The organism is Paenibacillus flagellatus, assembly GCF_003217775.1.
GTDB classification, from domain to species: Bacteria; Bacillota; Bacilli; order Paenibacillales; family NBRC-103111; genus Paenibacillus_AB; species Paenibacillus_AB flagellatus.
This window is the reverse complement of sequence record NZ_QJVJ01000016.1, coordinates 109,352-123,809: the sequence shown is the minus strand read 5'-3', so window position 1 is coordinate 123,809 and position 14,458 is coordinate 109,352. Positions and strand designations below refer to the sequence as shown.

Here is a 14,458-nt window from a genome sequence, read left to right as displayed (position 1 = left end):
CCCGGCGCATCGTCGGCGGGCGGCTTCCGCGCGTTCGCATAACGGCGGAGACACGGACGGGAGGCTGGGGAGCCATGATACGAAAGCGCAATCCGCGGCGGGACGACCGGATCATCCTGGACTTGGTCAAGCGGGAGCTGTTCCCGTACACGCTCCGGACGATGCCCAACTTGCGGTGGGACCCGAGCGACGTCCGGAGGCGGCTCGAACGGAACGTGACGTTCGTAGCCGTCCCGGGACGGGGGAGCGCGGTCGGCTTCGCGTCCGTCCGGAAAGTCGGCAAGGACGTATTCCTCGACATGCTGGCGGTCGATCGGAACAGCCAAGGAAAAGGCTTGGGAGCGGAGCTGCTTCGGGAATCGGAACGGTACGCCCGTTCCCGCGGCGCCACGACGATCCGTCTGTACGTGGACGAGACGAACGATAGGGCGCGATTGTTTTACGCCCGCCATGGCTATGCGGAGGAAGGCTACTATCCCGTCCTCCGCTGCTTCGGCATGGGCAAAATGTTGAATACGTCCGGCGAGTCGCCGACGGGAGGGTACGGCCGGACCGGGCGGGCGCCGATCCCGCGGGGCGAACGGCCGCCGGCGCGATCGGGGCGAAGAGGCCGCCGGCTCTTATGAGCGGCGGCCTCACGCCCGGCCCGGTCTCGCCTTGCGCATGGGCTCGGCCCCGCGCCGGCCGGCGCCGTCAACCGCCGCCGCCCGTTACCGGCAGCGTGACGGCCAGCCGGCAGCCGTCCGCCCCGCCGTCCGGCTCGCCCTCGTCGCCGGCGGCGGGCGAGGCCGGTCCGATCCGGACCGAGCCGCCGAGCAAGTGCACCCGCTCCATCATCGCGGTCAAGCCGAACCCCGGCTTCGCGTCGGCGAACGGCAGGCCGTCGTTCGACAGCCGCATGCGCACGTCGCCGTCGCCGACGCGGATGTCGAACTCGAACCGGCGGCACCGTCCGTGCCGGATGCCGTTGGTCAAGCCCTCCTGCAGCGCGTGGTACAGCACGCGCCGGGTCAAGCCGTTCAAATACGGCAAATCGCCGAACGACGCATCGACGACGACGCCCGTCGCTTCCTCGGTTTCGCGGATCAGCTCCTTCATCGCCGGGACGAGGTCGAACGACGCGCCTTCGTCCTTGAGCATCCGGACGGATTGGCGAATGTCGTTCAGCCCCCGGCGGACGAGCCGCTGCGCGTTTTCCAGTTTCTCGATCGATTTCGGCAGGTCGCGCTCGGTCAGCTTGCGCGCCGCCTCCAGCTGCACGATCGCCGCCGTCATCGTATGGCCGACGACGTCGTGGATTTCGTGCGCGATCCGGTTGCGCTCCTCGAGCACGGACAGCTCGGCGAGCGCCTCCGCCGTCTCGCGGACCGACCCGGCGAGCGACCGGTTCGCCTCCTCCAGCTCCTTCGTCCGCTGCTCGACGAGCCGCTCGAGCGACCGGTGGAACTGCAGCAGCCGCAGCTGGATGCCGACCCGGGCGAACAGCTCCCGCTGGGCGAACGGCTTCGGCAAATAATCGTTCGCCCCCGAATCGAAGCCTTCCGCCAAATCCGCCACCCGATTGCGTGCCGACAGCAAAATAACGGGCAGCTCGTTCTGGCCCCATCGCTCGCGTATACGCCGGCACACCTCGTAGCCGGTCATGTCCGGCATCATGACGTCGAGCAGGACGAGGTCGGGCCGGACGGAGCCGCCTTCGAGCAGGGCGAGCGCCTCCGGGCCGTCCTTCGCCTGCACGAGCCGATAGCCGCCGGGCTGCAAATAATTGTGCAGCACCCGGATATTGACCGGCTCGTCGTCCACGAGGAGCAGGACCGGCGCTTCGGCTTCGCCGTCCCATTCGTCCGGCATCGCGGCGCCTTCCATCGTCGCGCCGGCCGCCGCCGTTTCCGGCTCTTCCTCGAGAACGATGCGCGACATTTCCGCCGACTCCGGCCCGCTCACTTGCTCGGGCGCTTCATCGGCGGCCGGCAGCCGGATCGTCACGACGGTGCCGCGGCCGACCTCCGACTTCGCTTCGATCGTACCGCCCGACAGCTCCACCAGATTTTTCGTGATGGACAAGCCGAGGCCGGTACCGCCTCCCGTTCCGTCGTTGGCCGCAAAAGGCTCGTAGAGCACGTCGAGCTGATCGGGTGCGATGCCTCTCCCGGTATCCTCGACCGAAATCGAGATCATCGCCCCGACCCGCTCCGCCTTGACCGTCACGACGCCGCTGTCCGTGTACTTGACCGCATTGCCGACGAGGTTGTACAGCATCTGCTCCAGCCGGTTCGGGTCGGCCCATACGAACGGACGCACCTCGTCGAGGTGCAGCTCGGTATGCAGTCCTTTCCGCTTGGCGGCGGGGGCGAGCATCGCGAGCACGACGCCGGCGATGCGCCGCAAATCGGCCGCCTCCGGCTGAAGCCGGATGTCGCTGTGCTTCAGCCGGTACAAATCCAAAATGTCGTTGACGAGCCGCAGCAGCCGCTTCGAGCTGTCCAGCACGAGCCGCAAATCGGCGCGGATCCGGTCGTCGAGCGGACCGGCGGCTCCCTCGATCAGCGACTCGGTCAGCCCGGCGATGCCGTGCAGCGGCGTGCGCAGCTCGTGGGACGTCGTGCGGAGGAAATCGTCCTTCAGCCGGTCCATCCGGACGAGCGTTTCGTGCTGGGCGGCCAGCTCCTCGGCATTTCGCACCGATTGGCGGTATACGTCCAGAAACCGCTGCACGAGCACCATGACGAGGCAGCCCATGAAGACGAGCAGCCCGACCGGCAGCACCTCCAGAAGCTTGTTGTACAGATTCGGCGAAAGGCGGATAATCGTCGTCGCCATCGACGGCGAGGCGACCATGACGATATGGTTCAAAAACGACGCGACGAGCACGCCGTAGCCCGTCAGCAGCCACCGGACCGAAGGGGTTCGGTTCGTTCGGACATGACGGATCAGCGTAACCGTCACGACCGAAAAGACGGGTACGATGCAGTAGGGGATATAGTCGACGAGCAGCTTTCGGTAAAGGAGCGAGTCGGTGGCGGCGGCGATTGCGGTCGCGATCGAGTAGGCGAGCCAGAAGCCGACGGCCGCCGTGCGGATCCGCTTGAACGTCGCCCCCAGCGCTTCGGCGTAGAAGCCGACGAACCCGAGTATGCCAAGCGGGATCGCCATGTCCCGCCAATAATACACCGCATGAAGATCGCCGAACCATTGCGGTGTCGAACGCAGCCAGTACAATCCGGCGCCGGCGGAAAGGGCGAACAGCGCGAACCACATGTAAATCCGCTCCCGCCTCCTCGCGAACAGGAACGCGGACACGGCTCCCGCCAGCAGCAAAGGAACGGCGTACAGAAGAAGACGGGAGTCGTACGGCGTCTGCGCCGCCAGGAAGACGGAGCGCTCGCCGATCGCGTTCCATCCCCGGATGAGCGTCATGCGGTCCCACGGCAGCCGCAGCGTCAGCTCCTTGCCCGCATCCTGTGGCTCGAGCCGGACGGGGTGGGCCGAGAAGAACGGGTTGACGTAGCGCATCCGGCCGTCGGGGTTGAACGCGTAGACGCTTCGTCCGTCGATAAACGCTTCCAACCCTTGGACGTTCCGGAACACGAAGTACGGGTCGCGCCACGGCAGCTCCGGCACGGTCCGGCGCAGCCATAGCGTCCCTTCGTAATCCGCGAGGCCCGCCATCGCCCCGGCGTCGAGCGGTTCCCAACGGTCCTGCGCCCCGGACCGTTCCCCCCGGAGCATTTGCCAGCCGCCCACGGACCGGGCGCTCCAGTCCTCGTACGGAATGAACCGGCTGTCCCAGCCGCCGGACGAAGCCCCTTTCGGCAGAGAGACCAGCGCGGCGAGGCAGACGATCGACAGCAGTATCGCCGAGAGCGCGGAGATCAGGCTTCCGCGGCGGTCTTTGCGGAAGGGAGGCGGGTTACTTGGCATCTTGCAGCAGCAGCTCCTTCAGCTTGGCGATGGCGGCCTGCCGCTCGCTGGTGCCGATTTTGTTGTAGATGACGCTGATATAATTGCGGACCGTTCCTTCGCTCATGAACAGGGCGCCGGATATTTGCTTGTTCGTATGCCCTTCGAGCATGAGCAAAATGATTTTGCGCTCCCGCTCGGTCAGCTTCAGCCCTTGCCGCTTGAGCTCTTCCTCGTCGAAGGCGTCGGACGATTCGTCGGACAGCGTGGCGAGGCGCGACGCCAGCTTGGCGGCGATCGGGGCCGGCATGATCAGGTCGCCGTTGACCGCTTCGCGGACGGTTTGGACGATTTTGTCGGACGGCATATCTTTCAGCAGAAAACCGTTCGCGCCTCCGGCCATGGCGTTTACGATGAATTTGTCCTCGGCGAACGTCGTCAGCATGAGCACGACGGTGTCGGGGTAGTCCTTTTTGATTCGTTTCATGCTCTCGATGCCGTCCATGACGGGCATTTTGATATCCATCAGCACGAGCGTGGGACGATGGCGGGCGACCGCCTCCAGCGCCTCCAGCCCGTTTTCGGCCGAAGCCACGACGGACATGTCCGTCTCCAAATTCAATATCGTCTGCAAGCCTTCCCGCAGAAGCGTTTGGTCATCGGCAATGAGGATGCGTATCATGAAGCGGTAACCTTCTTTCTTGGGGGATCGGTGCGGCGCATCTACTACCATACATCGGCATTTCGCCCCGTTTTCCTTATGGTCATACCCCCATTATGACAAAAGAAATGACATTCCGTCACTAGCTGCGTCATCTTTCCGCCGATACGATGAACGGGAAGGGGAGCGAAGGCGACCCCGAAAACGTTGGAGAGCCGAGAGGAGAATGGGAATGAAGGGAAGGAAAAAGCGGGCGAAGCCGCTTCGTTCGGTCGCGCTGGCGCTGACCGGCGCCCTGCTGGCGGCGCAGGCGGCGTTTGTCCCGCCGGCGGCGAATGCGGACGCCGGTACGGCGCTTACCGTTTACGACGACGCGCTGTCGGCGGATTTCGTCGATTACGGCTGGGCCGAAACGGATCTGGCGGAGACGGGCATCGTGCATGGAGGGAGCCGGGCGATCCGGCTCGATCCGGACGGCGGAAAGGCGCTTTATTTTTATAAAGACCGGATCATGAACGCGGACGAGTACGACTCGCTCCGGTTCTGGATTCACGGAGGAACGGCCGGCGGGCAGCAGCTGAAGCTCGTCCTGTCGCTCGGCGGGCAAGGCGTGACGGAGCGCCAAATCTCCGATCTGCTGCCCGGCGGGGTGAAAGCCGGACAATGGTCGGAGGTGAGCGTGAAGCTCGCCGACGTCGGCGCCGTCGGCTTGCTGGACGGCATTTGGCTGTGGGGAGACGGCGAGCAGGAGCCGGTCTACCTCGACGATATCGCGTTCGTCAAAGGCTCGGGCGGAACCGGCACGCAGCAGCCGGGCGGCCAACAGCCCGGCGGGCAGCAACCCGGCGGGCAACAGCCGGGCGGCCAGCAGCAGCCCCAGCTGGTCGGCTTGAGCTTCGCGGAGCCCCTTGCGAAAGTTCGCGCGGGGGATCGGCAGCCGACGCAGCTGACCGCATCGCTGTCCGACGGGACGCACCGCGACGTGACGCCCGAGGCGGAATGGTCGTCCGCCGACGAGGCGGTGGCCCAAGTGTCGGCCGGGCTCGTCATCGGCAGGACGCCGGGGACGACGACGATCAAGGCCGTCTACGGCGGCGCGGAAGCGCTGCTGCCGGTCGAGGTGCTGCCGTACGTGCCGAGCCAGGGCATTCCGATCGAGCCGGTCGACGGCGTGTACGTATACGACGACGCCCTGAACGGACAGTTCGCGGATTACAGCTGGGCGCAGCGCAGCCTGGAGGAGAACGGGACGATCCGCTCCGGCAGCCGCTCGATCCGGTTCGAGCCGGACGGGGACGGCGCGCTGTACTTGTACAGCGACCGCATTATTTCGACAAAGGATTTCGAGAAGCTGCAAATCTGGGTGAACGGCGGCGCGACCGGCGGCCAGAAGGTGAAGCTCGCGCTTCTGTCCGGCGGCCAGCCTGCGGCGGAGCGGTCGCTCGACGACTTGATTCCGGGCGGCATTCCGGCCGGCGGCTGGTCGAAGGTCGAGCTGATGCTCGCCGACCTGAACTTGCCGAACGGCATTTTCGACGGCATCCTGTTCGCCGGGGCGAACGGCGGCGATCAAGCGGCGGTTTATCTCGACGACATCGCGCTCGTGAAGAAATACGTGGCGCCTCCCGCCGTCGTGGAGGTGCGGATGAACATGCACCAGCTCGTGCTGCTGCCCGGCGAGACGTTCCGGCTGGACGCCGAAGCGTTTCTCGAGACGGGAGCGACGGACGTCGTAACGGCGAAAGCGGAATGGCAGTCCGACCGTCCGGACATCGTCCAAGTCGAGGGCGGAGCGCTGACGGCACACGGTACGGGGATCGCCAAAATAACGGCGGCCTACAAGACGTTCACGGCTTCCGCCTACGTCCAGGTAGCGCAGATCGCTCCGGAATCGGTCTACGAGGACGGCTTGTCCGCCGGCTACTACAATCGGAGCTGGCACGATAAAGACTTGGCCAATACCGAGCAGGCGCACGGCGGCGACCGGTCGGTCAAGTTCGAGCCGGACGGCTGGGACGGCGTCTGGTTCGGCAGCGAGACGAAGCGGGAAATCGCCGACTATTACGGCCTCGAGTTTTGGATTCACGGCGGGACGACCGGCGGGCAGAAGCTGAAGGTGCACGCCTACGACAACTACACGGCGCTCGGCGCGATCGACCTGGCCGACTACGTGCCGGGGGGATCGCTTCCGGCCGGGCAATGGAGCCGCGTCATCGTCAATTTTGCGGATATGGGGCTGACCGACGGGCAGTTCGACGGCGTTATTTTCCAAGCGGGCACCGAGAGCGACCAAGCGGCCGTCTACATCGACGACGTCTACCTGCTCCGCAATACGCAGGCGGGCCGGCTGCCCCAGCCGGAGCTTCCGGCGGTGAAGATCGGCATCGACACGTCGGCGGACCGGCGGGTCGTGAGCCCGGACATTTACGGCATCAACTTCAACGACATGCATCCGAACGACTCCGAGCTCGCCTTCCCCGTCCAGCGGTGGGGCGGCAACAACACGACCCGGTACAACTGGGAGCTGGACGTGGCGAACCGGGCGTCGGACTGGTTCTTCATCAACTATCCGTACGACAACGATCATCCGGAGCAGCTCCCGCACGGCTCCACGTCCGATAAGTTCGTCGACGACGTGCTGGCCGACAACGGCAAAGTGCTGCTTACCGTGCCGACGATCGGCTGGACGCCGAAGGAGCGGGCGGTCCACTACGGCTTCTCGCAGCAAAAGTACGGTCCGCAGCAAGCGCGCGCCGACGAGCTTCGGGATGCGGGCAACGGCGTCCGTCCGAACGGCGACCTCGTCACGAACAACGATCCGGAGGATACGTCCAAGCGGATCGGGCCTGACTTCGTCACCCGGTGGATGGATCATCTGAAAGGCCGCACGGGAGACCGGATCAACTTTTACGCGCTCGACAACGAGCCGGAAATTTGGCACGTGACGCATCGCGACGTTCACCCGAACGCGCCGACCTACGACGAGATTTGGGGCTTCACGGAGAAATACGGGGCCGCGATCAAGGAGAAGGACCCGGACGCGCAAATTTTCGGACCGACGTCCTGGGGCTGGTGCGCTTACTTCTATTCGTCGGCGGATAACTGCGCGGACGGCCCGGACCGTCAGGCGCACGGCGGCAAGCCGTTCCTCGAATGGTACCTGCAAAAGGTGAAGGAGTATGAGCAGGCGCACGGCGTCCGGCTCGTCGACTACCTGGACGTACACTTCTATCCGCAGGAAAACGTAGTGACGTCCGGCGAGGAAGGGCCGATCGCGGCGAAGCGGCGGTTCCAGTCGCTGAAATCGCTGTACGACCCGAACTTCGTCGACGAATCGTGGATCCAGGAGCCGATCAGGCTCATTCCGCGGATGAAGGAGATGATCGAGAGCAACTTGCCGGGTGCCAAGCTCGCCATCACCGAATACAACTTCGGCAACGGCGACGGCATTACCGCCGGCTTGGCCCAGGCGGAAGCGCTGGCGATCTTCGGGCGCGAGGGCGTCGATCTCGCCACCCGCTTCGGCGCGATGAAGGCGGGCACGACGATCGAGGACGCGTTCAAGCTGTATTTGAACTACGACGGCCAAGGCTCGAAGGTCGACGGCACGAGCGTCCGGACGAAGTCGAGCAACGCGGATGCGGTCGGCGCCTATACGATCGAAGGCCGGGACGGCCGCTTGTACGTGCTGCTGTTCAACAAAGACACGGTGGCGCGCCAAGCCGACGTGAACGCGAATGGGTCGGTCGGCGGCCAAGCGCAGCTGTACCGGTTCGACGCGAAATCGCACGTATCCGCCGCCGGCGAAGCGACGGTCGGCGAGGACGGCGGCTTGTCGGTCCGGCTCCCGGCCCGTTCCGCGACGCTCGTCGTCTGGAACCCGTAACACGGCTTTCGAATTCGAATGCGCATCAACGACGAAGCCCCCGTTCCTCGAAGGAACGGGGGCTTCGGGCGTTGCGGCGGAAGGCGTACGACCGCATGGAGGAGCTGTCAGATGAACAGCAGGAACAGCAGGGCGATCGCGGCCAAGTCGAGCGCGATTCGTCCTCCGAACGGGTACGGGTAAGGATAAGGGGATGGATACGGGTATCCGTATCCGACTTCGGCCGGAAAGGCGGAAATGGCCGCTTGCCCTGCGGGTGCGCCTTTTTTCGCTTTGCCGGATTTCGGTCGGGCCGACGTGCTCGCCTTGCCTTTCGACCGTTTGACGGAGCCGGACGTCTGCGACGTTTCCGGCGTATCGTTCAAGATGAGCTTGCCGCCGGAAACGCGGCTGATGACGCCGTAGTGGCGGGTGCCGTCGTGCAGCACGGCGCATACGGGCATGCCGATAAAACGGCTGCACGATTCTTCGGTGACGGGATCGATTCGGTTCATCGGTATGTTGCACCTCCCTGTTGTGCACTCTCGGTATAGGCTATTCACCGGTGCCGGGCGGCGCATGGTCAACCGCCCAGCGGATGCGCGCCCATTTTTCCAAAGGCGTGCGGGCGGGCCATGGATTGTCGCGTTGCGATATGCTACACTACTATACATAACGGCCGGGACCGTCCGGACGAATATACATAGGAAAGAATGATGGAGCATATGACGATGACGGATCTGGGCGATCGCGGAGCCGATCGCACACTCTTTTTCATTTTCGGGGCCACCGGCGACTTGGCCCGCCGGAAGCTGTTTCCGGCCTTTTACAGCTTGTACCGCGAAGGCAAGCTGTCCGAACGCTTCGCGGTCATCGGGCTCGCCCGCCGTCCGCGGACGAACGAGCAATTCCGCGAGGACGTCTCGGTGTCGATCCGGGAATTCGCCCGCTACAAGGCGGAAGAGGACGAGCAGTGGGAGAAGTTCGCCAGTCACTTCCACTATATGTCGCTCGACATCAACAAGCCGGAGGCGTTCGGGCAGCTGAAGGAGCTGGCCGATCGTCTGGACGACAGCTACGACATCGGGGGCAACCGGCTGTTTTATTTGGCGCTCGCGCCGGAGCTGTTCGGCAGCGTCAGCTTCAACCTGCGCGACGGCGGTCTGCTCGATTCGCCGGGCTGGCACCGGCTCGTCATCGAGAAGCCGTTCGGCTACGATTTGCCGTCGGCGGAGAAGCTGAACGAGCAAATCCGCCAAGTGTTCCAGGAGGACGAGGTATATCGGATCGACCATTACCTCGGCAAGGAAATGGTGCAGAACATCGAGGTCGTCCGGTTCGCCAACGCGTTCTTCGAGCCGCTCTGGAACAACAAGCATATCGCGAACATCCAGATTACGCTGAGCGAAACGGTCGGCGTGGAGGAGCGCGGCGGCTACTACGACCATGCCGGAGCGCTGCGGGATATGGGACAAAACCATATGCTGCAAATGATCACGATGATGGCGATGGAGCCGCCGAGCCGGATGGAGCCGGAAGATATCCGCGACGAGAAGGTGAAGGTGCTCCGCTCGCTGCGCGTGTTCCGCGACGCCGAGGAAGTACGGGACAACGTCGTGCGCGGCCAATACGCCGCCGGCGAGCATAAGGGCAAGCCGCTTCCGGCTTACCGGAGCGAGGAGGGCGTCCCCGCGGATTCCGTCACGGAGACGTATTTCGCCGCGAGAGTGTTCGTCGACAACTTCCGCTGGGCGGGTGTGCCGTTCTATATCCGGACGGGCAAGCGTCTCCCGGTCAAGACGACCGAAGTCGTCGTCGAGTTCAAGAACATGCCGGAGAACGTCTACTTCTCCCGCAAGACGAAGCTCGAGCCGAATTTGCTCGTCTTCCGGGTGAATCCGACCGAAGGCATCTATTTGAAAATGAACGCGAAGCGGCCGGGCTCCGAATGGGGCATCGTGCCGATCGCGATGGATTTTTGCCAAAGCTGCGAGGTGGGCATCAATACGCCTGAGGCGTACGAGCGGCTGCTGTACGACGCGGCGCGCGGCGACTCGACCTACTTCACCCGCTGGGACGAAGTGGCGCTGGCGTGGAAGTTCGTCGACCGGATCGAGCAAGCTTGGCGCGAGCAGCACGTCGACCTCCATCCGTACCCGGCCGGCTCCTGGGGGCCGGAGGCCGCCCAAGCGCTGCTCGCGCGCGACGGCTTCAAGTGGTGGCCGGTGAACGGCCAGCACGAGGGCGAGGTCGTCTGGGCGACGCCGGTCGCCGGGAAATAATCGTCGAACCGGACCGGGCGCGGCGCCGTTTCCTTGAGTACGGAGAGTGCAAGGGAAGCGGCGCCCGCCGCCGGACCGCGACGCGCAAGACGGCTCGCTCGCGCATATGCTGTCGCAAGCGTCCGCGCGGGCGGCGGCCGTGTCCGCCGGGACCTTCGGATGCGAAGGTCTTTTTTGGATTGGATGGCCCTAGCCTCGCCTTCTATGCACGACACCGTCCGAACCGCTATAATGAAGGAACGGTGGCTGCCCCATCCTGGTAAAATGGAAGTGAACGCATGTCGAGACGCGGATTTTTGAAATGGTTGACGGCGGCCGCCGCGGTCGTGGCCGCATCGTTTTACGCGTTGTTTCAATTGCTGACCCGATTCGGCACGAAGACGCCCCCGCCGGCGGCGGCCGACATCGTCGTGCCGGTCCATCCCGAGCCGGCGCATGCCCAGGAGGCGAAGCCGGTCGTGTCCGCGGAGCCGCTGCTTTCGTTTTTCGTGCTGAGCGACCTGCACATCTCGATCTACGACGAGAGTACGCCGCGGAAGCTGCGGATGGCGCTGGACGACATCGTCAAGCTCGAATCGAAGGTGGACGCGATTTTGTTCGGCGGCGACTTGACCGACTACTCGATGGAGTCCGAGTACAAATCGTTCGAAGCGATTTTGAAGGAATACAAGCTTCCCCCGTATTACGCCAACATGGGCAACCACGATTATTACGGCGTCTGGATCGACAAGAATGGCGGCTTCAACCGCGATGCGTTCCCGAACGGCAAAACGGACGCGCAGTCGCGGGCAAGGTTCCAGAAGCTGTTCGGCTACGCGAAGCCGTACCACGACGTCCTGCTTAACGGCTACCACGTCATTCTGATGTCCCAGGAGGCGTATGCGCAGGAGAAGCCCGAAGTGGGCGAGGGCGCCTGGTATTCCGACGAGCAGCTCGAATGGCTCAAGGCGAAGCTGAAGGAGACGAAGGACGGGAAACCGATCATCGTTCTCATTCACCAGCCGCTGCCGCCGGAAGGGCAGGACGGCGGCTCGCACCGGCTGATCCGCGCCAAAGAGTTCCGCGAGGCGCTGAAGCCGTACAAAAACGTGTTCGTCATCTCCGGACATACGCATCAAGACTACGAGAACGGCTCGTCGCACTACAGCAAGGAGACGTTCCACTGGTTCATGAACGCCTCCGTCGGCCGTACCCGTACCCAGGGCGGCAAGGAGAAGTCGCAGGGACTGTACGTGCAAGTGTACGAGGACCGGGTCGTGCTGCGGGGCCGGGAATTTACGACCCGTTCGTTCATCGAGGCGGCGAATTGGACCGTCCCGCTCGAACGGGCGAAAGTGTAAGCAACGGAATACGAAGAAGGGAAAGACACGAAACTCATGAACCCTACCTCTACGGACATATTGACCGAGGTGCGCAAGCGCCGGACGTTCGCGATTATTTCCCACCCCGACGCGGGGAAGACGACGCTGACCGAGAAGCTGCTCCTGTTCGGGGGCGCGATTCGGCTGGCCGGAACGGTCAAGGGCCGCAAGGCGAGCCGCCATGCGACGTCGGACTGGATGGAAATCGAGAAGCAGCGCGGTATCTCGGTAACGTCGAGCGTCATGCAATTCGATTACGAAGGGCATAAGGTGAACATCCTCGATACCCCGGGCCACCAAGACTTCAGCGAGGACACGTACCGGACGTTGACCGCCGCCGACAGCGCGGTCATGCTGATCGACTCGGCGAAGGGCGTCGAGGCGCAGACGAAGAAGCTGTTCCAGGTATGCCGCAAGCGCGGCATCCCGATTTTCACGTTCATGAACAAGATGGACCGCGAAGGCCGCGATCCGTTCGACTTGATGGAGGAGATCGAGCAGCTGCTCGGCATCCGGTCGTATCCGATGAATTGGCCGATCGGCTCCGGCAAGCAGTTTTGCGGCGTGTACGACCGGGTGAAGAAGCGGCTCGAGCTGTTCAAGGGCGGCGACCACGACGAGATCGAGGTGCGCGAAGTGAGCGGCTACGACGATCCGCTCGTCCGCGAAATCGCCGGAGACTACTTGTACGAGCAGCTGCAGGAGCAGCTTCAATTGCTCGACATCGCCGGCGACGAGTTCGATTTGGAGCGGGTGGCGAGCGGCGAGCTGACGCCCGTCTTTTTCGGCAGCGCGATCAACAACTTCGGCGTGCAGACGTTCTTGGAAAACTTCCTGCAGCTGGCGCCCGAGCCGACGCCGCGCAACAGCACCCAAGGCGTCATCGAGCCGACGTACGAGAAGTTTACCGGCTACATCTTCAAAATCCAGGCGAACATGAACCCGGCGCACCGCGACCGGATCGCGTTTCTGCGCATCTGCTCGGGCAAGTTCGAGCGCGGCATGTCGGTGAAGCACGTCCGGGTCGGCAAAGACATCAAGCTGTCGCAGCCGCAGCAGTTTCTCGCCCAGGAGCGGGACATCGTCGAAGAGGCGTTTCCCGGCGACATTATCGGTCTGTTCGATCCGGGCATATTCCGCATCGGGGATTCGCTCACGCAAGGACCGGCGCTCGAATTCGAGGAGCTGCCGACGTTCTCTCCGGAAATGTTCAGCAAAGTGACGATCAAGAACGCGCTGAAGCAAAAGCAGTTTCTGAAAGGGATCGACCAGCTGACCGAGGAAGGAACGATTCAGGTGTTCCGGACGACCGTCGGCTTCGACGAGATGATTCTCGGCGTCGTCGGGCAGCTGCAGTTCGAGGTGATGGAGCACCGGATGCGGGCGGAGTACGGCGTGGAAATTTTGCTGCAGCGCCTGCCTTACCAGTTCGCCCGCTGGGTCGTCGACGACAAGATCGACCCGTCGAAATTCCGCATCAACTCGCTGCTCGTCAAGGACAAGAAGGACAATTACGTCGCCCTGTTCGAGAACGAATACGCGATGCGCAGCGCGATTGAAAAAATGCCGCAGGCGAAATTTCTCGAGACGGCACCGTAAGGATCGTCGAACCGGTCAAGTCAAAAACCTCCGTTTTCCTGTCGACAGACGGGAACGGAGGTTTTTTTAGCGCTGCCCGGAGACGGCCAGCCCGTCCGCGTATCCGTGCCGGGCGAGCTTCTCGCGAATGTTCCATTCCGATTCGAGAATCGCCCGCTTCGCATCGAGGAAACGGCCTTCGGACAGCAGACGGTACAAATCGGCGTACAAACTTTTGCCGGTAAAAGGACGGGACGAGCCGTCCTGCGCCCGATGGCCGATCACGTAGAACAGCACTTTGTCTTGGTACGTATCGAACGTCCGGAGCAGGCAGGCGTTGTTCAGCCCGGACAATAGCGTGCGCATGAACAGAAGGCCGTGCTCGTAATAATCGCGGTACCGGTTATGATCGTGCGCTTCGGCGAGCCGTTCGAGGTGGTGGCGGAGCGAAGGCAGATCCGGCTCGATGCGGTGACGGTCGGCGACGTCGAGCGCGTATACGTACAGCGCCGTCATCAGGTCGAACAGATCGTGCAGCTCCCGGACGTCGATCCCTTTCACAAGGATGCCCCGCTTGTTGATCGTCTCCAAGTATCCGTCCTTCTCAAGACGGGCGATGGCGGCTCTTACGGGCGTGCGGCTCATCCGCAGCTTGGCGGCCAGCTCGCTCTCGGACAGCATCGTTCCGGGCGGGTATTCGGCGTTCAACAGCTTCAGGCGAATGTCCCGGTAGGCGATCTCCGCCAGAGGTACGTCGGACATGGAAAGACTCCTTTGCGCTTGACTGGAAAAATCGACAAAAAAAAACAAT

9 protein-coding genes are annotated in these 14,458 nt (G+C 63.5%); 5 read left to right on the top strand and 4 right to left on the bottom strand.

What is annotated here, in order from left to right; genetic code table 11:
* The first annotated feature begins 74 nt into the window (after positions 1-74).
* Positions 75-626 carry a GNAT family N-acetyltransferase gene (locus DLM86_RS27810; RefSeq protein WP_110843336.1) on the top strand — a complete coding sequence of 184 codons (552 nt, stop codon included), beginning with the start codon at positions 75-77 and terminating at the stop codon, positions 624-626.
* 67 nt (positions 627-693) lie between these two features.
* Here DLM86_RS27810 and DLM86_RS27805 read toward each other — a convergent pair whose 3' ends face one another.
* Together DLM86_RS27805 and DLM86_RS27800 are read right to left on the bottom strand one after the other, a co-directional pair.
* Positions 694-3,921 carry an ATP-binding protein gene (locus tag DLM86_RS27805; protein ID WP_110843335.1) on the bottom strand — a complete coding sequence of 1,076 codons (3,228 nt, stop codon included), beginning with the start codon at positions 3,919-3,921 and terminating at the stop codon, positions 694-696.
* Positions 3,911-4,582 (bottom strand): response regulator transcription factor, encoded by a 672-nt coding sequence (locus DLM86_RS27800; protein ID WP_110843334.1) that lies wholly within the window; start codon positions 4,580-4,582, stop codon positions 3,911-3,913. The genes DLM86_RS27805 and DLM86_RS27800 overlap by 11 nt, the downstream gene beginning before the upstream one ends.
* Positions 4,583-4,793: 211 nt before the next feature.
* On the opposite strand from DLM86_RS27800, the gene DLM86_RS27795 reads away from it, so the two are divergent.
* Positions 4,794-8,447: a glycoside hydrolase family 44 protein gene (locus DLM86_RS27795; protein WP_158289693.1), complete on the top strand. Its 3,654-nt coding sequence runs from the start codon at positions 4,794-4,796 to the stop codon at positions 8,445-8,447.
* Between the two features lie 107 nt (positions 8,448-8,554).
* Here DLM86_RS27795 and DLM86_RS27790 read toward each other — a convergent pair whose 3' ends face one another.
* A complete protein-coding gene (locus tag DLM86_RS27790; RefSeq protein ID WP_110843332.1) occupies positions 8,555-8,941 on the bottom strand; it encodes a hypothetical protein in 387 nt (128 codons plus the stop codon).
* Between the two features lie 216 nt (positions 8,942-9,157).
* Here DLM86_RS27790 and zwf point away from each other — a divergent pair, with 216 nt between their 5' ends.
* From zwf to DLM86_RS27775, 3 genes are all read left to right on the top strand, one after another.
* A complete protein-coding gene (gene zwf / locus DLM86_RS27785; protein ID WP_245954971.1) occupies positions 9,158-10,708 on the top strand; it encodes a glucose-6-phosphate dehydrogenase in 1,551 nt (516 codons plus the stop codon).
* Between the two features lie 278 nt (positions 10,709-10,986).
* Positions 10,987-12,048 carry a metallophosphoesterase family protein gene (locus DLM86_RS27780; protein ID WP_110843330.1) on the top strand — a complete coding sequence of 354 codons (1,062 nt, stop codon included), beginning with the start codon at positions 10,987-10,989 and terminating at the stop codon, positions 12,046-12,048.
* 36 nt (positions 12,049-12,084) lie between these two features.
* A complete protein-coding gene (locus tag DLM86_RS27775; RefSeq protein WP_110843329.1) occupies positions 12,085-13,668 on the top strand; it encodes a peptide chain release factor 3 in 1,584 nt (527 codons plus the stop codon).
* Between the two features lie 66 nt (positions 13,669-13,734).
* Here DLM86_RS27775 and DLM86_RS27770 read toward each other — a convergent pair whose 3' ends face one another.
* Complete coding sequence (locus DLM86_RS27770; RefSeq protein ID WP_110843328.1) at positions 13,735-14,409, bottom strand: GntR family transcriptional regulator; 675 nt, start codon at positions 14,407-14,409, stop codon at positions 13,735-13,737.
* Between the last annotated feature and the right edge of the window lie 49 nt (positions 14,410-14,458).